Raw genomic sequence first — 21280 nt, 5'->3', positions numbered from 1 at the left:
GGCTTAGTCCTCCCGGAGCACGTAGCCCACCCCCCGCACCGTGTGGATGAGGCGCCTTTCCCCCGCGGCCTCCAGCTTCTTGCGCAGGTAGCCGATGTACACGTCCACCACGTTGCTCCCGCCCTGGTAGCCGGGCCAGACCTTCTCCTCGATCTCGTAGCGGCTGAAGACCTTGCCCGGGTTCTTGGCCAGGAGCTCCAACAGCTCAAACTCCTTGTTGGAAAGCTCGATGCGCCGCCCAGAACGGAAAACCTCGCGGCCCTCGAGGTTGATGATGAGGTCCGCCACCCGGATCTCCCCGGTGATGGCCGGGCTCACCCGGCGCAGGTGGGCCCGCACCCGGGCCAGGAGCTCCTCTATGGAGAAGGGCTTCACCAGGTAGTCGTCCGCCCCCGCGTCCAGGCCCTCCACCTTGTCCTCGACGCGGTCCTTGGCGGTGAGGATCAGGATGGGCACGTTGGAGGTCTTGCGGATGCGCTTTGCCACCTCGATCCCGTCCATGACGGGGAGCATCAGNACCTCGGTGCGGTAGCCCTCCGCCTGCAACTCTAGCTCTATGAAGCGGGCGATGTCCTTCTCGTCCTCCACGATCAGGATCAGGGGGGGTTCCATACCCCCCAGGATACTCACTTTCTCATGAGAAAGCTAGGTGTAGAGGCTGAGGACCGCCAGGTACATGAAGAGGCTCCCCAGGAGCACCAGGAGGTGCCAAAGCCCGTGGAAGCCCACCTTCTCCGGCCAGGGGTTGGGCCTTTTGCCTGCGTACACTATGGCCCCCAGGGTGTAGAAGGCGCCGGAGGTGGCCATGAGGGCGAAGGTGGAAAGGGGCAGGTGGAGCCTGGGCAGGAAGAGGACGGAAAGCCACCCCAGGGCCAGGTAGGCCAGGGTGTAGAGCCAGCGGGGGGCTTTGAGGAAGAAGAGGCGGAAGGCCACGCCCAATAGGGCCAGGCCCCAGACCAAGCCCAGGGCGAAGGGCCGGAAGCCCTCGTGGAGCCCCTCCACCAGGAAGGGGGTGTAGCTTCCAGCGATGAAGAGGAAGATGGCGGCGTGGTCCAGGCGCCTGAGCCAGGCCAAGGCCCGCTTCTCCACGCGAAGGGCGTGGTAGAGGGCGCTGGCTCCAAACATCAGGGCCATGGTGAGGCCGAAGAGGAGGAGGGCGGGCCAGGACGCCCTGGGGGCCAGAAGGAGGAGAAGGAGGCCTCCCAGAAGGGCCAGGGGCACCCCCAGGGCGTGGCTTAGGGCGTTGAAGGGCTCGCGGACCATGCCCTAGCCTACCAGACCCAAAGCGGCTTCCAGCTCCGCCACCTTCTTCACCGTGCGCAGGAGGGCGTCGGGGTTAAGGCTTAGGGAGTCGATGCCCTTTTCCACCAAAAAGGCGGCGAACTCAGGGTAGTCGGAAGGGGCCTGGCCGCAGATGCCCACCTTCTTCCCCTTGGCGTGGGCCTTCTCGATGAGCATGGCCGCCAGGGCCTGCACTGTGGGCCTGCGCTCGTCAAAGAGGGCGGCCACCCGCTCCGAGTCCCGGTCCAGGCCTAGGGCGAGCTGGGTGAGGTCGTTGGAGCCGATGGAGAAGCCGTCAAAGAGCTCACAGAAGGCCTCGGCCTCCAGGATGTTGGAGGGGATCTCCGCCATCACGTAGACCTGGAGGCCGTCTTCCCCCCGCCTCAGGCCCCCTTCTGCCATCACCTCCAACACCTTCCTCCCCTCCTCCGGGGTGCGGCAGAAGGGGACCATCACCATCAGGTTCTTCAGGCCCATCTCCTCCCGCACCCGCTTCACCGCCTGCACCTCGAGGAGGAAGCCTTCCTTGTAGTCCGGGTGGTAGTAGCGGCTTGCCCCCCGCCAGCCCAGCATGGGGTTTTCCTCCTTGGGCTCGAAGAGGTGGCCGCCGATGAGGCGGGCGTACTCGTTGGTCTTGAAGTCGGAAAAGCGCAGGAGGACGGGCCTGGGGTAGAAGGCGGCGGCGATGAGGGCGATGCCCTGGGCGAGGCGGTCCAAGAAGTAGGCCCGTTTGTCGGGGTAGCCTTCGGTGAGCTCGGCCACCTGGCGCTGCACCTCCTTGGGGAGGCTTGGGAAGCGGGTAAGGGCCAGGGGGTGGACGCGGACGTGGCTGGCGAAGACGAACTCCATGCGCAAAAGCCCTACCCCGTCCGTGGGGAGGAGGCTGGCCCTTAGGGCCTCGTCCGGGGTGCCCACGTTGACCAGGATCTGGGTGCGGGTCTTGGGCAGGGTGTCGGGGCGCACCTCTTCCACCTCAAAGGGCAACGCCCCCCGGTAGATCCGGCCCGTTTCTCCTTCGGCGCAGGAGACCGTGACCGCTTCCCCGTCGGGGATGCGTTCCGTGGCTCCCATAGCCCCCACCACCGCGGGCACCCCCAGCTCCCGGGCCACGATGGCGGCGTGGGAGGTGCGCCCGCCCCGTTCCGTGACGATGGCCGCCGCCCGCTTCATGATGGGCTCCCAGTCGGGGTTGGTGGTCTCGGTGACCAGCACCTCTCCCTCCTGGAAGCGGTCCATCTCCTTGGGGTCCTTGAGCACCCGGGCCTTGCCCGTGGCGATGGCCTCCCCCACCGCCAAGCCCTCCGCCAGGACCTCTCCCCGCTCCTGGAGGCGGTAGACCCTGAGGACGGGGGTCTTCTGGGAGTGCACGGTTTCGGGCCGGGCCTGGAGGATGAAGAGCTCCCCGGTGGGGCCATCCTTGGCCCACTCGATGTCCATGGGGGTGGGAGCCCCCCGCTTTTGGCTGTAGTGCTCTTCGATCTTCAAGGACCAGTCCGCGAGGAGGAGGGCTTCCGCATCGGCCAAGGCGAACTGGTTCCGGAGGTAGGGGGGGGTGGGGCGGTTTTTCAGGCGGCCCTCTCTGGGGTCGAAGGCCAGGGTGAGCTCCTTGGAGCCCAGGCGCTTGTGGACCAAGGCCTTGTACCCCTGCTTCAGGGTCTCCTTGTGCACGTAGTACCCGTCCGGCCCCACCCGCCCCTGGACGATGTTCTCCCCCAGTCCCCAGATGGCGGTGATGTAGACGAAGCCCGGGTGGCCGGTGTCGGGGTCCAGGGTGAAGATGACCCCGCTACTGGCGGTGTCGGCCCGCACCATGCGCTGAACGCCCACGGAAAGGGCCACCTTCAGGTGGTCGAAGCCCATGTGGGCCCGGTAGCTGATGGCCCTGGCGGTGAAGAGGCTGGCCATGGCCCGCTTCACATGCAGAAGGAGGTCTTCCTCCCCCTGGACGTAGAGGTAGCTCTCCTGCTGCCCGGCGAAGCTGGCGGTGGGGAGGTCCTCGGCGGTGGCGCTGCTGCGCACCGCCACGGGAAGGGCTTCTTCCCCAGCCTCCTCGGAAAGCTTCCGGTAGGCGAGGCGGATCTCCTCCTCGAGGTCCTCCGGGTACTTCCCCTTTAGGATCAGATTCCGCAGGCGGCGGCTGGCCCTTTGCAAGGCGGCGGGGTTCTCCACGTCCAGCCCTGCAAGCTCCTGGGCGATGGCTTCACGGAGGCCGTTATGTTCCAGGAAGTGCCAGTAGGCCTCGCTGGTGGTGGCGAACCCTCCGGGCACCTTGACCCCCAAGGGGGCAAGCTCGCGGATCATCTCCCCCAAGGAGGCGTTCTTTCCCCCCACCAGGGGCACGTCCTCCAGGCCCACTTCCGTAAAAAAGCGCACCCACCTCACGGTATCCCTCCTTTCCGCAAAACCTCCTTCAACACCCCTTCAGGGCTCTCCCCCTCGTAGAGGGCCTCCTCCGTGAGGAAGAGGCGGTGGGGGAGGGCAAGGAAGGCGGCGTCCTTGAGCTCCTTCCAGTCCACCAGGGGCTTGCCCCGCAGGTAGGCCAGGGCTCTGGCCAAGGCCAGCCAGGCCTTGGCCCCCCGGGGGGAGAGGCCCATGCGGAGGCGCCGGTCCTCCCCCGTGAGGAAGGCCACGTGGGTGATGGCCTCCAGGGCCTCCTTGGCCACCCGCACCTCCCGCGCCTCGGCCTGCGCCTTGAGGAAGTCCACCTTTTGGGGCTCGGGCACCTTTGGCTCTTCCGTGAGGATCTTGAGCCACACCTCCCGCCTGGGGGGGCGGAAGGGGATCCTGGCGGTGAAGCGGTCCAGCTGGGCCTCAGGCAGAGGGTAGGTGCCCTCGAGCTCTAAAGGGTTTTGCGTGGCCACCACGAAGAAGGGCTCCGGCAGGGGGTGGCGCACCCCCCCTGCGGTCACCGCCCTTTCCTGCATGGCCTCGAGGAGAGCCGACTGCACCTTGGGCGGGGCCCGGTTGACCTCATCGGCCAACACCACCTGGGCGAAGAGGGGCCCTGGGAGGAACTCGAAGCGCCCCTCGCGGAAGACCTCGCTTCCCGTGAGGTCCTGGGGCAGGAGGTCGGGGGTGAACTGGATGCGCTTGTAGCTGAGGCCGCTTCCTTTGGCGAAGCTTTCCGCCAGGAGGGTTTTGCCCAAGCCCGGCACCCCTTCCAAAAGGGCGTGCCCCCGGGCCAGGAGGGTGGCCAAAAGGGCCTCTATGGCCTCCTCCTGCCCGAAGAGCACCCGGTTTAGGGCTTCCCGAAGAAGGGAAAGCGCCTGGGGAGCCTCCGCCATGCCATGGCCTCCTCTCCCCAGGTTAGAGGGTTTTGGGAAGCGGTGCTAGGGCCTATTGCCCCTCGGCGGCCCTTCTTTCCTGCACGATCTTCTGCGCCAGGTGGGGCGGCACCTCGGCGTAGTGGCTGAACTCTAGGGTGTAGGCCCCGGCCCCTCCGGTGAGGCTGGGGAGGGCCTTGTAGTACTCCAAGACCTCCGCCAAAGGCACCTCGGCCCGCACCGCGGCCAGGGCCCCCTCCTGCTCCATGCCCAGGATGCGCCCCCTCCGGGCCTGGAGGTCCGAAAGGATGTCCCCCACCCGGTCCTGGGGGGCCACCACCTTGATCTGGTAGATGGGCTCCAGGAGAACGGGGCTCGCCTGCTCCATCACCTTTTTGAAGGCCATGCTGGCGGCGATCTGGAAGGCGAGGTCACTGGAGTCCACCTCGTGGTAGGAGCCGTTGTAGACGATGGCCTTGAAGCCCATCACCGGATAGCCTGCCAGGACCCCCTTCTTGGCCGCCTCGAGGATCCCTTCTTCAATGGCCTCCTGGTACTTGCTGGGGATGACGCCGCCGGTGATGCGCCACTCAAAGCTGTACTCGGGGGCGGGTTCCAGGCGGAGCCACACGTCCCCGTACTGGCCGTGGCCCCCGGTCTGCTTCTTGTACTTGCCCTGACCTTCCGCCACCCGGCGGATGGTTTCCCGATAGGGCACCTTGGGGACGCTGAAGTCCACCTCCACCCCGTAGTCCGACAGGCGCTCCTTGGCGGTGGTGAGGTGGAGCTCCCCGTGGCCCCACAGGAGGAACTCCCCGGTTTCCTCCTGGCGCTCCAGCTTGAGGCTGGGGTCCTCCTCCAGAAGCTTCCTCAAGGCCTCCCCCAGCTTGGCCTCGTCGGTCTTGCCCTTGGGGTGGATGGCCACGGGCACGTTGGGTTCGGGCAGGCGGGCGAAGGGCACCTCCTCGCTCTCCGGCCTTTCTCCTTGCCACAGGACCATCCCCCGGTGAAGGTTCTCCGCCTTGGGCAGGCCCAGGATGTAGCCCGCCTCGGCCTCCTCCACCTCCAGGAGGTCCTTGCCCATGGGCACGTAGAGGTGGGGGAGGCGCACCGACCCCGCCTCGCTCAAGAGGGCGTCCCCCGGCTTCAGCCGGCCCCGGTAGAGGCGCACGTAGGCCACCTGGCCCATGAAGGGGTCCACCTGGACCTTGAAGACCTTGGCCAAGGCAGGGCCTTCCCCGAAGCGCTCCTCGGGGGAGGGCAGGGCTTCCAGGATGAGGTCTAGAAGGGGCAAAACCCCGATGCCCTCCGTGCCCGAAGCCAGGGCCACCGGGTAGAGGAGGCCCTTGCGCACCGCTTCGTGGAAGGCCCTCTCCAGGGCCTCCCCCGTGACCTCCTCCCCTTCCAGGTACTTCTCCAGGAGGGTTTCATCGGTTTCCACGATGGCCTCGAGGACCTCCTGGCGGAAGCGCTCGGCGCGCTCCTTCTCCCCCTCAGGCAGGGGCACTTCCACTTCCCCCCCGTTCTGGTAGCGGTAGGCCTTGCCGTGGAAGACGTCGATGAGCCCCACCCAGCGCCTGCCTTCGAAAAGGGGCAGGTCGATGGGCAGGATGTGGCCCAGGGTGGCCCGGAGGTCCTCCAAAAGGGCGTAGTAATCCCCACCCTTGTCCAGCTTGGTGATGACCACCATGCGGGCCAGGCCCAGCCTCTCGGCCACGGTCCAAGCCCTTTCCGTGCCCACCTGTACCCCGCTTTCCGCGGATACCGTCACCAGGGCGGCGTCCGCGGCCTCCAGGGCTCCCCGTATTTCCCCCACGAAGTCCCCGTAGCCGGGGGCGTCCAGGAGGAAGATGCGGTGCCCCTTGTGGCGCAGGGGGGCTACCCCGGTGCGCACCGTGGTGCGGTGGAGCTTGGCCTCGGGGGTGTAGTCGGTGGTGGTGGTGCCGTCCTCCACCCGGCCCATTCGGTCCTTGGCTCCGGTCTTGTAGAGAAGCGCTTCGGTGAGGGTGGTTTTGCCGCTTCCCGCGTGGCCCACCAGGGCGACGGTTCGGGTCAGCGCAGCTAGCTTGGCCATGGTCCCTCCTTCTAGGTGCCCATAGTATAGGGCCAAGGAGGGGGCGATTGTCCCAAGTGCTCTACGTCCCGAGAAGGCTTCTGGAGACGACCCGGGCCCACTTGGCCCGGGAAGCGCCCAAGGAGGGGGTGGGGCTTTGGGCGGGGAGGCGGGAGGTGGAGCGGGTTATCCCTCTACCCAACGCCCACCCTGAGCCCCTTACCGGCTACCTGGCGGAGCCCTTGGCCCTCCTCAAGGCCCTGAAAGCGCTGGAGAGGGAGGGGCTTGCCCTCCTCGCCATCTACCACTCCCATCCCCGGGGCCCCGCCTTCCCCAGCCCCACGGACATCAAGGAGGCCCGCTGGCGGGTGCCCTACGTCATCTTCGGCACCGATGGTTTTAGGGCTTTTCTCCTGCCAGAAGGGCAGGAGGTGCCGCTGGCCTTGTTGCCCTAAGCATCCGCACCCAAAGGTTGCTCCATCGGTCAAAGCCAAAGTGGCTTGCTCATGGCCTCTTTGGGGTCCCCGTCGTGGCGCAAGCCACGACGGGGTACTTAGCCCCCGTAAAACCAACCCGTATCCCACATGACCAGGGGCTTGGCCTCAAAGCGCACCCCCGCCTCCACCACCTCCGCCACCACCAGGCTGTGGTCCCCGCCCTCGTAGAGGTGGCGCACCTCGGCTTCCAGCCAGTAGGGGAGCTCGGTGAGGAGGGGAAGCCCGAAGGTGGGGGAGGGCGCAAAGGGGTGGCCGTTCAAGGTGTCTCCCTCCCGCTGGGTGGGCTTGAAGAAGTCCTGGGCGATGCCCTTCTGGTCCTGGGCCAGGGTCATAAGGGCGAGCTTCCCCGTGCGCCCGATGAGTTCGTGCAGGCGGCTATCCCGCTTCACCCCCAGGGCGATGAGGGGCGGGGTAAAGGAGGCTTGGGTTACCCAGTTCACCGTGCCCGCGGCGTACTCCTCGCCGTCCTTGGCGGTCAAGATGTACAGGCCGTAGGTGAAGCTCCGGAGGACTTTCTTCTTGGCCTCGAGGTCCATACCGCCCCCCATTTTAAGCGCTCCGTTGCGGCCTAAGTACCCCGACAGAGGCCCAAGAAAGGCCCGGGACAAGGCGCTTCCGGCCCTTGCCCATGGGGCCAGCTTCGTGGGCGGGCACCTAGCCTTCCGCCAAGAGGGTCTTCCGCAGGGCCTCGTGGATCCGCCCGTTGCTGGCCACGATGTAGCGGTGGCCCAGGCGGTAAGGCTTCCCCTCCAGGTCGGTGACCTGGCCCCCCGCCTCCTCCACGATGAGCCAGCCCGCGGCCACATCCCAGGGGTTGAGCTTGACCTCCCAGAAGCCGTCCAGCCGCCCCGCGGCCACGTAGACCAGGTCCAAGGCGGCGGCCCCAGGGCGGCGCACCAGAAGCCCTTTGGAAAGGGCCCGCTGGAAGTAGGTGAGGTTCTCCGGGTCCTTGGCCACGTCGTAGGGGAACCCGGTGGCGAGGAGGCTTCCCAGAAGCTCTTTCCGTTCCGTGACCCGGATGGGCCTCCCGTTGAGGTAAGCCCCCTCGCCCCGCACCGCGTAAAAGGCCTCCCCCCGGCTGGTGTCCATCACCACCCCCACCTGAACTTGTCCCTCCACCTCCAAGGCGATGGAAACCCCATAGAAGGGAAAGCCGTGGGCGTAGTTCACCGTGCCGTCCAAGGGGTCCACGATGAAGCGCAAGGCCTTACCGCCTTCGCTGCCCCCCTCCTCCCCCAGGAAGCCCGCCTCGGGGAAGCGGGAGAGGAGCATGGCCTTAAGGGCTTCCTCCGACTCCCGGTCCGCCTGGGTTACCAGGTCGGTGGGACCGGACTTGGTGCCTTGGGTGAAGCCCTTTTCCAGGTAGTAGCGGTGGATGCCCTGGGCCAGGTGGGCGGCCTCCAGCATGGCCTCGAGGTAGGGAAAGAGGGGGTGCTTCCTGCCGATCACGCCCCCATCATACCCCCGGCTTCCACGCTTCCAAGCGGGCGAAGAAGGCCTTGAGCTTGGCCTGGCTTTTCACCCCAGGGGCCTCCTCCACCCCGCTGGCCAGGTCGATGGCGTAGGGCCCTAGGGACAAGACCTCCTCCAGGTTCTCCGGGGTAATGCCCCCCGCCAGGATGACCAGTTTTCCCGTCCCCAAGAGGGGAAGGGCCCAGGCCCTGGGGTAGCCCTCCCCGCTCCCGGGGGCCTTCCCGTCCAGGAGGAGGGCGTTGGCCGGGTAATCGGCCCACTCGGGCCTCGCCGGGCCTTCCAGGGAGAAGGCTTTAACCACCGGGTAGAAGCGCCCCACCCTTTCCGCCCACTCCGGGGGCTCTTGGCCGTGGAGCTGGGCCACCTGGAGCCGGGCCTTCTCCATGAGCGTTAGCACTTCCTCTGGCTCCTGGTCGCGGAAGACCCCCACCCGCACCACCAAGGGTCCCAGGGCTCCGGAGATGATCCGGGCGGCTTCCGGGGAGATGCGCCTTTTGGAACCCGGGGCGAGGACGAAGCCCAGGGCGTAGGCGCCCAGGGCCTCCGCCAGGAGGGCGTCCTCGAGGCGGGTGAGGCCACAGATCTTCACCCGGACCCTCATGGGAGAAGTATAAGGCCGGACCCTTCGGCCCGGCCCCTGGCGCTCAGCGCCTTACCCGCACTTGGAATAGCCGCAGACCTGGCATTTCCAGCACCCTTCCTCCCGCACCAGGGCTTTTTCCCCGCAGGAAGGGCACTTGCTGGCGCCCGCCAGCTCGATGCCGCCTCCGGAGAGGCTTGGGAGGGGCTCCACCACCGGTGGGGGTGGGGCCGCAGGTGCGCCCTTGAAGGCCTCCGGGATGGTTTCCAGGGCCACGGCGATGAGGTCCGCCTTGCTGGACACCAGCCTGCCCTGGTAGGTGCCGTAAAGACCGCCGTTGATGCCCCGGAGGGTGCGCACCAAGGCTTCTGGGGGCACGCCGTACTGCAGGGCGATGGACACCACCCGGCCCAGGGCCTCGGAGTCGGCGTTGGCCTCGTCCCCCGCCTTGCCCGAGGTGAGGATGACCTCAATCGGCTTGTCCCCCAGCAGGTTCACCGTGACCAGGAAGCTCCGCTTTTGCCCATCAGGGGAGAGAAGCTTGACCATGTCGGTGAAGCCCAGAAGCCTCCCCGGGCGCTCGTAGACCGGCTGGCCGGGCCGGGAGGGGGCGGGGGGAGCCTCCTCCGAGGGGCCTGCCGCCTGGACCTCTTTGGCCTCGGGGACAGGCTCGGCCTTCTGCTCCTCTTTGGTTTCCTTCCTTACCGTGAGCACCTGGAACTCCCTCGAGCCGTCCCGGTACACGGTGATGCCCTTGCACCCCGTGCGGTAGGCCTCGGCGTAGGCGGCCTCCACGTCCTCCACGGTGGCCTGGTTGGGGAGGTTGATGGTGTTGTGGGAGAGGATGCCGTTGACCACATAGCTGTGAACCTCGTCCACCTCAATGTCGTACATCTCCACCTCGCCCACCTCTTCCACCTCCACCACCCGGTAGGCGAGGACCTCCGTGGGCCACCCCAGGCGATCCGCGGTTCGGTTGTAGGCTACCTGAACCCCCCGGTGGCGTATGGACTTCAGGTTGGCGTAACCCGGATGGTCCGGGCCCACGCGGGTGGCAGCTACCAGGGTTTCAGGAACGAAGACCCGATAGAGCTTTTCCACCCTGGGTATCCGCTTGTGGGACTCAATGGGCTCGATGAGGTCCTGCAGGGGGCCCGAAACCACCGCGGAATAGACGAAGTAGCTTTCCTTCGTCGCCTCCACCCGTTTGCGCCCTTGGTAGACCGTGGGCAGGCCGAAACTGCGGGCCAGCTCTGCTGCCTCGTAGGCCAAGCGCTGGCTCCGCCCCTCATAGACCACCAGGCCAAGGTCGGGCCGGGCGTACCCGTCGAGGGTGAGCCCCCTGAGGAAGGCCAGCTTCTCTTCGGGGCTGCCCTGCAGGATCTGTTGGGGGGTTCGCTTGTTCCGGGCCCCTTTGCCGATTAAGTCCTCCACCAAGCGGGCCAGGCGCCGAGAGGTCAAGTAGAGGTTGCGCACCCCGGTGCGCTTGTCCAAAGTGCACTTGGGTTGGGTCGCAAAAAGCTTCTGGACCACATCTCGGAAGGCTGCCTCTACCTCTTCGCTCTTGGTGGCGATGCCCACGAAGCCCGTGCTCTCCACTGTGGACCCGTCCGCGGCCATCATGCCCAGGAAGAGGGCCAGATCAGGGGACATACGCTCGGGAAGAGGCAGGTTCTTGGCGTTGGTCAGCAGAGGGTAATCCTGCGGAAGGGGAGCGCCGCCCGGGCCGTGAGAGGGTACCAGCTTGCCCAGCACCACGTCCCCGGGAGCAAGGTCCCGCATGAGCCGCCAGCCACTGGGGGTGAGCACCCGGTGGCTTTCCCAGGCCCCCACGAGCTCCGCCCCGTTATCCAGGCGGATCCTAACCGCCCGCTTCTTCCCGGCGGCATAATGGGCCGTGATGCGGTACCCTTCGGCGGTGTAGAGCCCCTCCACTGGGGCAAAGGTGTCTTCCGGGTGAGGGGGAGCGAGGTCTTCTATGGGTATCAGGCCGCGGGAGGTGGGGATCAGGGTGCCTTTGGCGATGCACTTGGAGAGGCTGTTGGCTGCCAACCCCTCGGCGTCGAAAGCCCGCTGCACTACCCCTTGCATGCGCACATGGTCCAAGGGGTGGATGTCGTGGGCGCACTCAAAGACTTCCCGGATGGGCTCGGGCACGAAGGGGAGGTTCTTGACCGAGCCGTGCCCGTCCTCCTGGATGGCGGCGATCACCTTGTCCCAGTCCCACTTGCCGTCCTTCTCGTAGCCGGGGGCTGGGGGGTGGGCCTCCATGAGCTCCACGAAGAGGGGGTGCAGAAGGGGCTTGTACTCCCCGCCGATCCTGCGCCAGACGAAGGGGCTGAAGACGGGCTCGATGCCGCTAGAGACCCCCATGAGCATGGAGGTGGTGCCGGTGGGGGCCACGGTGAGGACGGCCACGTTGCGCCGGGGCTTCACCCCTAGGGCCTGGAAGTAGTCCCGGTGTTCCTCGTAAAGGGGGAAGACCCCCCGCTCCTCCGCCAGGGCCTCCGAGGCCCGGATGGCTTCCTCCCGCATGGCGGAGATGATCTCGTAGACCTTCTCCCTGGCCTTTTCCGAGGAGTAGGGGAGGCCCATCTTGATGAGGGCGTCCGCCAGGCCCATGACCCCAAGGCCGAGCCTCCTGAGCTTCTTGGCCGCCTCCTCGTTGTCGGGAAGGGCGAACTTGTTGACATCGAGAACGTTGTCCAGGAAGCGGATGGCGGTGGGGACGTCCTTCCGGAACTCCGCCATCTGGAACTCCCCGTCCTTCACGTAGGCCGCCAGGTTCAAAGCCCCCAGGTCGCAGGGCTCGCCCACGGTGAGGGGGATCTCCCCGCAGTTGTGGCAGACAAGGCCTTCGGCCACCAGGCTGTGGGTGACCGGCTCGGTAAGGTCGTATACAGGTGCCGTGCCAGCGGGTTCCACCGAGGCCACCGTGGCCACAAAGGGTTTGCGGTAGCTACCCCGGGAGCGTTGCTGCAAAAAGGCACGCAGCTTCTCCTGCTTTTCGGGCTGGAGAAAGCCCACCGCCTCGGTAAAGCGATCGCGGTTTTGTCCTCCCAGGATGAGCTCGTACTGCTCGGCCACGGGATAGGTCCTACGCCCGCCCCGGCCGTCGGGCAGGAGCTTGTGCCCTGCGGCCCGCCGCCTGTGGATTTTCCCGTAGATACCCAGGTTGAGAAGCAGGAGCTGGACGTCCTGCAAAAGCCCCAGGCTGGAGGAGGCCAGGCGGACGGTGGCGTCTTGCTTCCTTGGGTTCACCTGAACCGAGCCGTCCGCGCTGAAGAGGCCCCGCAGGAACCCCACCACCGCTTCCCGAGGAGCCCGAAAGAGGCTTTCGGGGACCCGCTTTTCCGTGGCCTTGGCGGGTTTGACTCCCAGGGCTTGGAAGAACTCCGCGGGGATTCGGTTGAAGTGCAGGTGGTACGTGTTGAAGGGGGTTTCCTGAAGGGTTCCTCTGCCAAACCAGTCCTGGAGCAAGGTGGGCAGCCAGGACACCTCCTCAAAGTCCTTTCGCGAAAAGTAGAACCCTACCCCGTCTTCCCGCAGGTACCCGTCTCCCAGGAGCCAGCCTAAGGCCACGCCCAGCTCCTGGCTCCAACGGGTGGGCAGGTGGGCATACTGCGCCTTCACGTCCTCCCGGCCCTGCCCGCTTCGGCTTCCGGCAGTGGCCACCCGTTCCCGGACCACCGCCAGAACGGGTGGGGGAAGGAGGTCTTCCTTGGGGAAAAGCCCTTCGCCGCTTTGTACCAGAACGCGGTCTCCGGGCTTTAGCGTGCCAACTTCCCGGTAACCCTCTGGGGTGAGGACCAGGTGGTCGGGGGTGAGGGTGAGCTCGAGGCCCTCCCGGGTCCTGAGGCGTACCACAGGCTTCACCCCGGTGAAAAAGGCCTTGGCGGCCCGGCGTACCGTGGTGCCCGTGTGCGGTAAGGGGTGCCCCACCCCTCCGAAGGGGGCGCGGTTGTCGGTGACCAGGAAAAAGCTCCCTTTCTCAGCGAGTTCGGCGATGGGTACCAGGCCGTGTTCCGTGGGGATACGGGTGGAGCCCACGAAGCAGGGGTTGGTGGAGCGGATCTGGTATCGCTCCCCCAAGCCCTTGAGGGCAGAAAGCTCATTGATCCGGTCCACGAAGATGAGCCCCGGCTCCCCCGTGGCCCAGGCGTGCCAGGCGATCTCGTGCCAGAGCCAGCGGGCAGGTACCTGGCCGCTGTAGAGGGGCACGGGCTTGGCCCCGTCCGCCCGCTCGGGGAGTTCGGGCACCTTCCCCGTGTAGGGGCCCTCCACCGGGTGGGGGTAGTACTTGCCCGACACCTCCACCGGGGTCACGGGCCAGAGGGCGTCCGCCTCCAGGGCCTTCATGAAAGCGTCCGTGACCAGGACGGAGATGTTGAAGGTGGAGATGTCCCCCTCGGCCTTCTCCCGGTCCAGGTCCTTGGCGGTGAGGAAGTCCAGGAGGTCGGGGTGCTCGATGGAGAGGGTGGCCATTCCCGCACCCCTCCGCGTCCCCCCCTGGCGCACCACCCGGAGGACCGGGGCGTACACGTAGCGCAAGGTAGCCACCGGGCCCGCCGCCTCTGCCCCCAGGGCGGCCCATTCCAGGAAGTGGTCAAAGATTTCAAAGAGGAAGCTCACGGGCCCGGAGCTGGTCCCCCCGGAGCCCCGGATGGGAGCTCCCTCCGGCCTTAGGAGGCTAAAGTCCACGTGGGGTTCCTGGCCCCGCCGGGCCAGGTCCGCGGCCTCCTTGGCGGCCTCGATGATGCCTCCCATGTCGTCCGGCACCCGGATGAGCTCCTGAGGAGGTTCCTTCACCGTGAGCACGCCGTAGCGTTCCGCCAGGGCCTTCAGCTCGGGGGGAAGCTCCCCGTAGACCACCCGCACGAAGTTCTTAAGGGCGATCTCCTCCTTGGGGCCGTCGGGGTTGGTGGGGGGACGCATGAGGCCTCGGATGAAGTCCTCCACGTCCTTGTGCTCGGTGGCGAGGTAGGCCACACCCCGCACCGCTTGGCGCTTGCGGCCGCCCCGGGAGCGGTAGGGGTCCAGGTTGACCCCGTTGCCCCCGCCCACCTTGGTGACCAGGGCCAGCTTCTTGGCCACCTCCATGATGCCTTCAAAGCTTTCCGGGGGGTTCTCCGTGGCCCCTTGCACGAAGCAGTTCAGAAGGTTGCCGTGGGCGGTGCCAGCCCCCGCCAGGATGCGCCCCCCGGGGGAGAAGCGCTTGGAGGCCATGAGGTTGTAGAACTTCTCCTCCCAGTAGGCCCGGTCCTTAGGTTTTTCCACCTTGGCGATCTCCCGGGCCACCCGGCGGAACATGCCCAGGATGTCCCCGTCCCCCTCCTGCAAATACTGGCGCTTGGCGATGGCTTGCGCGTGTTCGTCAAAGAAATGCTCCATAAATGCCTCCGGTGTGTGGGCGGGCAATGACGCTTGCCCCGCGGGCTTTCCCCCATATCTTGGGGCAGACGCTCGCAATGCTACAACCCATGGAGTTTTCACCGCAAGTGGGGGGGCTCACACTCTGACCAAGGTCGTTGACGAAGCCCTTTAAGGTTACCAGAATGGGAAGGATGCGCGCGGCGTTCCGCACCTTGGGTTGCAAGGTAAATCAGGTGGAAACCGAAGCCCTCTTGGGCTTCCTCAAAGCCCTGGAGCCGGAGGTGGTTCCCCTGGAGGAGGGGGCGGACTTGGTGGTCATCAACACCTGCGCGGTGACCACCACCGCCGAGGCGGACGCACGCAAGGAGATCCGCCGGGCCAGGCGGGCCAATCCAGAGGCCTTCATCGTGGTCACGGGGTGCTACGCCGAGCTCTCCCCCGAGGCGGTGCGGGAGCTGGGGGCGGACGCCGTGGTGCCCAACTCTCGCAAAGCGGAGCTTCCCAAGGTGATCCTGGAGCACTTCGGCCTCCCCGCGGACCCCATCACCACTCCCCCCAACGAGTTCTGGGGGGCAGGGGAGAGGGGGCTACTCAATAGCCGGGTGAGGGCCTTTTTGAAGGTGCAGGATGGCTGCCAGGCGGGATGCGCCTACTGCATCATCCCCCGCCTCCGGGGCAAGGAGCGCCACCGGGACTACCGGGAGGCCCTGGCGGAGGCCAAGGCCCTCCTAGGGGTAGGGGTGAAGGAGATTGTGCTCACCGGGGTTCGGCTTGGCAGCTACCGGGGCCACCCCAGGGGCCTGGCGGGCCTGGTGGAGGACCTCCGTCACCTGGGGGCCAAGGTGCGTCTTTCCTCCATTGAGCCCGAGGACACCGGGGAAGACCTCCTCCGGGTCCTCGCCCGCCACGCCCCTGAGGTTCGGCCCCACCTGCACCTCTCCCTGCAGACGGGTTCCGACCGCCTCCTCAGGCTCATGGGCCGTCGTTACGACAAGGCCTACTACCGCGCCCTGGTGGCCAGGGCCTACGAGCTCATTCCTGGTTTCGCCCTCACCACCGACGTGATCGCCGGGCTTCCCACCGAGACCGAGGAGGAGCACCGGGAGACCCTGGCCTTCCTGGAGGAGCTCAGGCCCACCCGGGTCCACGCCTTCACCTACACTCCTCGTCCCAAAACCCGGGCCGCCGCCATGCCCCAGGTGCCCCCTGAGGTCAGGAAGCGGCGCACCAAGGAGCTCATCGCCCTGGCCCAGCGCCTGGCGGAAGAGCGCCTCCGCCCTAAGCTCGGGAGCCGGGTGGAGGTGCTGGTGGAAAGGGTGCAGGGGAACCTGGCCTTAGGGCACACCCCGGACTACTACGAGGCTAAGCTCTCCGGCCCGGCCCGGCCGGGGGAGACGGTGTGGGCCCAGGTGGAGGGGGTGGAAGGGTACGTCCTCCTGGGCCGGGTGGAGGGGGTGAAGGAGGCGGCCTCCCTGCCCCTGGAACTCCCTCTAGGGTAGACTTTCCCCATGGACTGCGTTTTCTGCCGGATTATCCGGGGGGAGTTGCCCTCGAGGAAGGTGTACGAGGACGAGGGCTTCGTGGCCTTCCACGACATAAGGCCCAAGGCTCCGGTGCACGTCCTGGTGGTGCCCAAGGAGCACGTGGAGAAGCTTTCCGACTACCCCGACACCGAGGAGGGGGAAAGGCAACTTGGGGCCCTTTTCCGCACCGCCAACCGCGTGGCGAAGCTCCTGGGCCTGGAGGGCTACAAGGTACAGGTGCACGTGGGGGCAAAGGGGGGACAGGAGGTCTTCCACGTGCACGTCCACGTCATGGGGAGCCCTTCCTGAGGGTAAAGCGGTCCAGCACCCGCCCATCGGGGCTCAGGGCATAGCCCACCAGGGCGCCTTTCTGGACTTCTAGAAAGAGGGCGTGGTGGGCCACGGCCACGGCCCGGCTCTGGGGGGAAGGGGGTTTGGTGGGGTAAATGCTCGCGCCGCCGCCCCCCACCACCAGGTGGGCGGTGGGGCCCACCTCCAGGCGCTCGTAGTGGTGGTCGTGCCCGGCCAGGACCAGGGGCACCTGGAAGCGCAGGAGGAGGGGTTCCAGGAGGCTCCGCAGGGTGGGACTTCCCCCGTGGAGCCCCGAGGAGTAGAGGGGGCGGTGCAGGACCACCATCCGCCAGGGGGCTTGGGAGGTGGCCAGGGCTTCTTCCAGCCAGCGCCGCTGGGCCAAGAGGTCCCCTTCCGTGTAGAGGATGAAGGCCTCGAGGGACCCAAGCCGCACCCGGTAGGTGGGTCGTTCCAAGCCGAAGCGCTTCAGCTGGTTGGGCAGGTTGGGGGCATCGTGGTTTCCGAAGGCGGGGTAGAGGGGCACGGGGGGGAGCTCTTGGAGGAAGCGCTCCACCACCTGGCCTTTGGGATAGAAGTTGTCCCCAGCGGTGAGGAGGGCGGCCAGGGGGCTTCGGGCGTGCTCTTGGCGCAGGAGGGCGGCCACCTGGGCCCGGCCTGGGGTGTCCTGCCCCCAGTCCCCCATCACCGCCAGGCGCTCCGCTTGGGCCAGGCCCAGGAGAAGGAGGAGGGCCAGGGTGCGGCGCACTAGGCTTCCGCAGCCCCGTGGGGCTTGAGGGTGGCTTCCTCCACCCCGGCCTTCTCCACCACCTCCTCCGCCACCAGGATGGGGGCCTGGGCCCTCAGGGCCAGGGCCATGGCGTCGGAGGGGCGGGCGTCCACCTCCAGCTCGATGCCCCGGTGTTCCAGGATGAGGCGGGCGTAGAAGGTGCCGTCTTGGAGGTCGGTGATCTCCACCCGCTTCAGCTTGCCCTGGAGCATGTCCATCACCGAGAGGAGGAGGTCGGGGGTGAGGGGACGGGGGGGCTTTTCCCCCTGCAGGGCCACCACGATGTGATGGGCCTCGAGGGGGCCAATCACGATGGGCAGAAGCTTGTCGTTCTCCGTCCTGAGCAGGACCACCACGCTGCCGTTTTGGGGGTCCACGCCCAGGGTTTCAATCTTGGCGCTGAGCATACTTTGAGTATAGACTGGGCGGCGTGAGGACTTACCCTGTGGAGATCGCCGGGGTGCGCCGCGAGCTTCCCATCGTCCAGGTGGGGCCAGACGTGGCTGTGGCCCTACTGAACCTTTTGGGGGACACCGAGCTCACCGAGGCCGCCGCGGAGGAGCTGGCTAGGCGCCTGCCCCCGGAGGTGGAAACCCTGGTTACCCCCGAGGTCAAGGCGGTGCCCTTGGCCCACGCCCTTTCCCGCATTGCCCAGCGCCCCTACGTGGTGGCTCGGAAAACGGAGAAGCCCTACATGATCAACCCCGTGAGCCGCCAGGTGCTGTCCATCACCACGGGCAAACCCCAGCTCTTGGTGCTGGATGGGGCGGATATCCCCCTCATTCGGGGGAAAAAGGTGGCCATCGTGGACGACGTGGTGTCCACCGGTTCCACCCTTTCCGGCCTCCGGGAGCTGATTGAGAGCGTGGGGGGGCAGGTGGTGGCGGTGCTGGCGGTGTTCACCGAGGGTACGCCACGCCAGGACGTGATCGCCTTGGGCCACCTTCCCCTGTTCAAACCCGAGTAGGAGGTCTATATGGAGACCTATCCCATCACCATCGGCGGGGTCACCCGCCACGTCCCCCTCATTGAGCCCCTTCCGGGGCGGCGCATCCCCTTGGTGGAGTTCCTGGGGGATCCGGAACTGGTGCGGGCTGCGGCCAAGGCCCTGAGGCCCCTGGTGCCCGCGGGCACGGAGGTCCTCTTCACCACGGAAACAAGCCCCATTCCCCTCACCCACGTGCTGGCGGAGGAGATGGGGCTACCTTACGTGGTGGCCCGGCGCCGCCGCCGCCCCTACATGGAAGACCCCATCATCCAGGAGGTGCAGACCCTGACCCTGGGGGTGGGGGAGGTGCTTTGGCTGGACCGGCGCTTCGCCGAGAAGCTTTTGAACCAGAAGGTGGCCTTGGTCTCCGACGTGGTTTCCAGCGGTGAGACCATGAAGGCCATGGAGCGCATGGTCCAGCGGGCGGGGGGCAAGGTGGTGGCGCGGCTCGCCGCCTTCCGTCAAGGAAGCCCCACCCTGGAGGTGCTCACCGTGGCGGAGCTACCGGTGCTCTGAGGGTCGCCGAGGGGGGCCTGGACATGGTCCAGGCCCCCTTGTATTCTGGGCAGGGGTTTCACTATGAAACGGATAGGGACAGCGGCTTTGTTCCTGATGAGCTTGGCGTGGGCGGCCTTTTCTGACCTTCCCCAGGGGACTTTGGCCGAGCAGGTGGAGCGGGTGGTGGCCGCGGGGTGGATGCAGGGCTACCCGGACGGCACCTTCCGGGGACAGGAGCCCCTTAACCGCTACCAGCTGGCGGCCGCCTTGGGCCGGGTGCTGAAGGAGCTGGGCGTGGAGGCCCGGGCGGTGTCCTTCCCCGACGTGCCCCAGGGGCACTGGGCTGCGGAGCCTTTGGCGTTGGCGGTGGCCTGGGGGCTGGTGTCGGGGTATCCCGACGGCACCTTCCGGGGGCAGGAGCCCCTTTCCAGGGCGGCGCTGGCCGTGGTGTTGTCCAAACTGCTGGAGCGTTTGGGTGAGGTTAAGGAAGGGGCTCTGCCTTGGGACGTGCCCCAGGGGCACTGGGCGGCGACCGCGGTGCGCAGGGTGGTGGGGGCTGGGGTTATGGACCTCAACCCTGACGGCTCGTTTGGCCTCGAGGCCCCGGTGAACCGCTACCAGCTGGCCAAGGCTTTAGCCATTCTTCACCCCGTGGTGGAGGCCAAACGCCCTAAGCCTGCGGTGGGCGCAGGGCCTTCCGTGCCGACGGGAGGCACCCAGGCCGGGGTGGGGTTGGAACCCCTGGAGATGGCCGGCCACTGGGTTGGGACCGCACGGGGTCGCACGGTGGTGGTTGGGGAAAAGGTCTGGGTGCTGGAAGGGGGCGCCTTCAAGGAGATCGGCCCTGTACCTTCGGGTGCGGTGGCGCTACCCCCCTGGGTGCTCCGGGAAGGGGCCCTCGAGGATGGGAAGCAACGCTACGTGCCCTTGGGTGCGGAAGGGGGTAAGGGGGTGCTTCCGGCGGTCTTCAAGGGCATGAAGGAGGGCCATCTGGCCCTGGACCCCACGGGAAACTACCTGGTGGTGGCCAACGCCCGGCCCCTTTGCTCCTGTCCCAGCCGCGTGGTGCGTCTGGTTCTGCTGATGGCCAACCCGGTGGGCCTGTATGCGGAGTACCTCTATCTTCTGGACGAACCTGGGGCCCACGTGGCGGGCGTGGCATGGCCCGAATCCAAAAACCTCTTGGTGATGGAGAGCGCTTCAGGAAAGGCAAGGGTGTATCGGGTCAACCTCAATGCCGGAGAAGACATTGCCTTTAGCGCTTGGGACGAAGGGGGTCTGGAGGAGCGGAACCCGCTTCCCGTGAGGCCGGTGGCCAAAGTGCTCGTGGCGGAACTGCCCCTGGGGGAAGCGCAGGGGCTAGCGGCTGAGGGGCCCGACCGCCTCCTGACCACTGCTGCCGGCAAGGTCTTGCGGCTTCAACTGCCCAGCGCCCTCTGGTAAGGGGCGTAGATTTCCGCCCGGAGGCCGAGCCTCCGGGCGACTGCCACGTTCTCGGGGTCGTCGTCCAGGTAGAGGGTCTCTTCGGGCGCGAGCCTGAGGGCTTTCAGGGCAAGGAGGAAGGCCCGGGGGTCGGGTTTGGCCACCCCCAGGGCGCAGGAGGCAAAGAAGCCGTCCACGTAAGGGGCTAGGCCGTGGTAGGCCAGGCTTTCCCGAAGGCTTGGGAGGGTGTTGGAGAGGACCCCCACCTTGAGCCCCTGGGCTTTGAGGTTCCGGAGCAGCGCCTCTGCCCCAGGGGCTTGGCGCATGAAGTGGTAGTAGCGCAGGGAAAGAAGCTTTGCTTCAGGCACGCGAAGCTCCTGGGAAACCCGCAACACCTGCTTCCGCCAGAAGCGGGCTTCCTCCTCGAGGGTCCGCACCTGGAGGTGGCGCACAGCTTCGTTGATCTCGTGCACCACCTGGGCCAGGGCGGCCAGGGCCTTTTCCAACCCCGCCCCGTGGATGGAAAGCTCCAGGGCTTTTTTGTAAAGGGCCTCCTCGTCCATGAGGAGGAGAACGCCGTCCCGGTCCAGAAGCGCTCCCCGCATGGCCTAGAGTCTAGCACCGTTGGGCCATGCTCCTTGGGTCATCTAACCCCACGAACCCCCCCTTCTGTGGCCAGGTACTCCACGGGTACATCCCAGGGATCGTGGGGAAGAAGGGGAAAGAGCAGGGCTTCGGGTACCACCCCCACCCTTTCCGCCCCCACCGAGGCCAGAAAGCGGTCGTAGAACCCCTTGCCGTGGCCCAGGCGGTAGCCCTCCCGATCGAAGGCCAGCCCCGGCACCACCACCAGGTCCAAGACCCCGGGGTCCACCGCGGGGGTGGTGGGCTCCAGGAGGCCGAAGGGGCCTGGGGCCAGGGGGCCCCAGGGGTGGACCGTGAGCCCCTTTCCCGCCACCTTGGGCAGGTAGTAGCGGGCCGGGTAGCGCTGGGGTAGCGCCAGAAGATCCAGCTCATGGGGGAGGGGATGGTAGAGGAGGATGTCCTGGAACCCCATGACTTTCAGCCAGGGCAGAAGCGCCTTTAGGACCTGGGAGGAGAGGGCTTCGCGGTCCAGGCTTCGCCACAGGCTGAGAGCGCGGCGGCGCAGGGCGGGTTTGTCCACGGGGGAAGGGTACCACCCCCGCTGAGCTCTCCCTCTAAGTTCGGACATCCCTTGCCTCCTGGGGATGAGGGGGAACAGGAAATAGC

Annotated in this window: 19 protein-coding genes; 6 read left to right on the top strand and 13 right to left on the bottom strand. The window is 67.0% G+C overall.

Annotated features, from left to right (window positions below; all coding sequences use genetic code 11):
• Nucleotides 1–3: 3 nt before the first annotated feature.
• From L1088_RS09815 to L1088_RS09795, 5 genes are read right to left on the bottom strand one after another with little or no spacing between them, the layout of a single operon-like run.
• Nucleotides 4–612 (bottom strand): response regulator transcription factor, encoded by a 609-nt coding sequence (locus L1088_RS09815; protein ID WP_234554848.1) that lies wholly within the window; start codon nucleotides 610–612, stop codon nucleotides 4–6.
• Between the two features lie 33 nt (nucleotides 613–645).
• Nucleotides 646–1263 (bottom strand): PAQR family membrane homeostasis protein TrhA, encoded by a 618-nt coding sequence (gene trhA / locus L1088_RS09810; RefSeq protein ID WP_234554847.1) that lies wholly within the window; start codon nucleotides 1261–1263, stop codon nucleotides 646–648.
• Nucleotides 1264–1266: 3 nt separating this feature from the next.
• Nucleotides 1267–3663, bottom strand: a complete 2397-nt coding sequence (gene ppsA, locus L1088_RS09805) for a phosphoenolpyruvate synthase (RefSeq protein WP_234554846.1) — start codon at nucleotides 3661–3663, stop codon at nucleotides 1267–1269.
• Nucleotides 3660–4565 (bottom strand): AAA family ATPase, encoded by a 906-nt coding sequence (locus L1088_RS09800; RefSeq protein ID WP_234554844.1) that lies wholly within the window; start codon nucleotides 4563–4565, stop codon nucleotides 3660–3662. Before L1088_RS09800 ends, ppsA begins: the two co-directional genes overlap by 4 nt.
• Nucleotides 4566–4617: 52 nt before the next feature.
• Complete coding sequence (locus L1088_RS09795; RefSeq protein WP_234554881.1) at nucleotides 4618–6600, bottom strand: elongation factor G; 1983 nt, start codon at nucleotides 6598–6600, stop codon at nucleotides 4618–4620.
• Between the two features lie 74 nt (nucleotides 6601–6674).
• On the opposite strand from L1088_RS09795, the gene L1088_RS09790 reads away from it, so the two are divergent.
• Nucleotides 6675–7052, top strand: a complete 378-nt coding sequence (locus L1088_RS09790) for a M67 family metallopeptidase (RefSeq protein WP_234554879.1) — start codon at nucleotides 6675–6677, stop codon at nucleotides 7050–7052.
• Nucleotides 7053–7150: 98 nt separating this feature from the next.
• On the opposite strand, the gene L1088_RS09785 is transcribed toward L1088_RS09790, so the two are convergent.
• From L1088_RS09785 to L1088_RS09770, 4 genes are all read right to left on the bottom strand, one after another.
• Nucleotides 7151–7630, bottom strand: a complete 480-nt coding sequence (locus L1088_RS09785; protein ID WP_234554843.1) for a flavin reductase family protein — start codon at nucleotides 7628–7630, stop codon at nucleotides 7151–7153.
• A gap of 118 nt (nucleotides 7631–7748) precedes the next feature.
• Nucleotides 7749–8543 (bottom strand): inositol monophosphatase family protein, encoded by a 795-nt coding sequence (locus tag L1088_RS09780; protein WP_234554842.1) that lies wholly within the window; start codon nucleotides 8541–8543, stop codon nucleotides 7749–7751.
• 7 nt (nucleotides 8544–8550) lie between these two features.
• Nucleotides 8551–9168, bottom strand: a complete 618-nt coding sequence (locus L1088_RS09775; protein WP_234554841.1) for a phosphoribosylanthranilate isomerase — start codon at nucleotides 9166–9168, stop codon at nucleotides 8551–8553.
• A 51-nt stretch (nucleotides 9169–9219) separates the two neighbouring features.
• Nucleotides 9220–14538: a ribonucleotide reductase barrel domain-containing protein gene (locus L1088_RS09770; RefSeq protein ID WP_234554837.1), complete on the bottom strand. Its 5319-nt coding sequence runs from the start codon at nucleotides 14536–14538 to the stop codon at nucleotides 9220–9222.
• A 173-nt stretch (nucleotides 14539–14711) separates the two neighbouring features.
• Here L1088_RS09770 and L1088_RS09765 point away from each other — a divergent pair, with 173 nt between their 5' ends.
• Nucleotides 14712–16019 carry a MiaB/RimO family radical SAM methylthiotransferase gene (locus tag L1088_RS09765; RefSeq protein WP_234554835.1) on the top strand — a complete coding sequence of 436 codons (1308 nt, stop codon included), beginning with the start codon at nucleotides 14712–14714 and terminating at the stop codon, nucleotides 16017–16019.
• A gap of 9 nt (nucleotides 16020–16028) precedes the next feature.
• Nucleotides 16029–16352, top strand: a complete 324-nt coding sequence (locus tag L1088_RS09760; protein WP_234554833.1) for a histidine triad nucleotide-binding protein — start codon at nucleotides 16029–16031, stop codon at nucleotides 16350–16352.
• On the opposite strand, the gene L1088_RS09755 is transcribed toward L1088_RS09760, so the two are convergent.
• Nucleotides 16333–17100: a metallophosphoesterase family protein gene (locus L1088_RS09755; RefSeq protein WP_234554831.1), complete on the bottom strand. Its 768-nt coding sequence runs from the start codon at nucleotides 17098–17100 to the stop codon at nucleotides 16333–16335. The genes L1088_RS09760 and L1088_RS09755 overlap by 20 nt on opposite strands.
• Entirely contained in the window at nucleotides 17100–17528 is a 429-nt protein-coding gene (locus tag L1088_RS09750; protein ID WP_038047892.1) for a bifunctional nuclease family protein, read from the bottom strand. Before L1088_RS09750 ends, L1088_RS09755 begins: the two co-directional genes overlap by 1 nt.
• A gap of 23 nt (nucleotides 17529–17551) precedes the next feature.
• Here L1088_RS09750 and L1088_RS09745 point away from each other — a divergent pair, with 23 nt between their 5' ends.
• The 3 genes from L1088_RS09745 to L1088_RS09735 all read left to right on the top strand — a co-directional run bounded on the left by L1088_RS09745 (nucleotide 17552) and on the right by L1088_RS09735 (nucleotide 20050).
• Nucleotides 17552–18088, top strand: a complete 537-nt coding sequence (locus L1088_RS09745; RefSeq protein ID WP_234554829.1) for a phosphoribosyltransferase family protein — start codon at nucleotides 17552–17554, stop codon at nucleotides 18086–18088.
• Nucleotides 18089–18097: 9 nt separating this feature from the next.
• A complete protein-coding gene (locus tag L1088_RS09740; protein WP_234554828.1) occupies nucleotides 18098–18625 on the top strand; it encodes a type I phosphoribosyltransferase in 528 nt (175 codons plus the stop codon).
• A 96-nt stretch (nucleotides 18626–18721) separates the two neighbouring features.
• A complete protein-coding gene (locus tag L1088_RS09735) occupies nucleotides 18722–20050 on the top strand; it encodes an S-layer homology domain-containing protein (protein ID WP_234554827.1) in 1329 nt (442 codons plus the stop codon).
• On the opposite strand, the gene L1088_RS09730 is transcribed toward L1088_RS09735, so the two are convergent.
• Nucleotides 20026–20634: an HAD-IA family hydrolase gene (locus L1088_RS09730; RefSeq protein ID WP_234554826.1), complete on the bottom strand. Its 609-nt coding sequence runs from the start codon at nucleotides 20632–20634 to the stop codon at nucleotides 20026–20028. The two genes, L1088_RS09735 and L1088_RS09730, sit on opposite strands and share 25 nt — an antisense overlap.
• 38 nt (nucleotides 20635–20672) lie before the next feature.
• The gene (locus tag L1088_RS09725) at nucleotides 20673–21194 is read right to left on the bottom strand and encodes a 5-formyltetrahydrofolate cyclo-ligase (protein ID WP_234554825.1); all 522 of its coding nucleotides are present in this window, start codon (nucleotides 21192–21194) and stop codon (nucleotides 20673–20675) included.
• Nucleotides 21195–21280: the final 86 nt, after the last annotated feature.

The sequence above is a fragment of the Thermus caliditerrae genome (genome assembly GCF_021462525.1).
Taxonomy (GTDB): Bacteria; Deinococcota; Deinococci; order Deinococcales; family Thermaceae; genus Thermus; species Thermus caliditerrae.
The sequence above is the reverse complement of the archived record's forward strand: the minus strand, read 5'-3'. Positions and strand labels throughout refer to the sequence as shown.

What these genes read in the sequence shown, in the direction of transcription:
- L1088_RS09800 (WP_234554844.1), bottom strand. Translation starts at nt 4,565, where the DNA reads ATGGCGGAGGCTCCCCAGGCGCTTTCCCTTCTTCGGGAAGCCCTAAAC.
- L1088_RS09750 (WP_038047892.1), bottom strand. Translation starts at nt 17,528, where the DNA reads ATGCTCAGCGCCAAGATTGAAACCCTGGGCGTGGACCCCCAAAACGGC.
- L1088_RS09760 (WP_234554833.1), top strand. Translation starts at nt 16,029, where the DNA reads ATGGACTGCGTTTTCTGCCGGATTATCCGGGGGGAGTTGCCCTCGAGG.
- L1088_RS09765 (WP_234554835.1), top strand. Translation starts at nt 14,712, where the DNA reads ATGCGCGCGGCGTTCCGCACCTTGGGTTGCAAGGTAAATCAGGTGGAA.
- L1088_RS09735 (WP_234554827.1), top strand. Translation starts at nt 18,722, where the DNA reads ATGAGCTTGGCGTGGGCGGCCTTTTCTGACCTTCCCCAGGGGACTTTG.
- L1088_RS09775 (WP_234554841.1), bottom strand. Translation starts at nt 9,168, where the DNA reads ATGAGGGTCCGGGTGAAGATCTGTGGCCTCACCCGCCTCGAGGACGCC.
- L1088_RS09785 (WP_234554843.1), bottom strand. Translation starts at nt 7,630, where the DNA reads ATGGACCTCGAGGCCAAGAAGAAAGTCCTCCGGAGCTTCACCTACGGC.
- L1088_RS09740 (WP_234554828.1), top strand. Translation starts at nt 18,098, where the DNA reads ATGGAGACCTATCCCATCACCATCGGCGGGGTCACCCGCCACGTCCCC.
- L1088_RS09770 (WP_234554837.1), bottom strand. Translation starts at nt 14,538, where the DNA reads ATGGAGCATTTCTTTGACGAACACGCGCAAGCCATCGCCAAGCGCCAG.
- L1088_RS09730 (WP_234554826.1), bottom strand. Translation starts at nt 20,634, where the DNA reads ATGCGGGGAGCGCTTCTGGACCGGGACGGCGTTCTCCTCCTCATGGAC.
- trhA (WP_234554847.1), bottom strand. Translation starts at nt 1,263, where the DNA reads ATGGTCCGCGAGCCCTTCAACGCCCTAAGCCACGCCCTGGGGGTGCCC.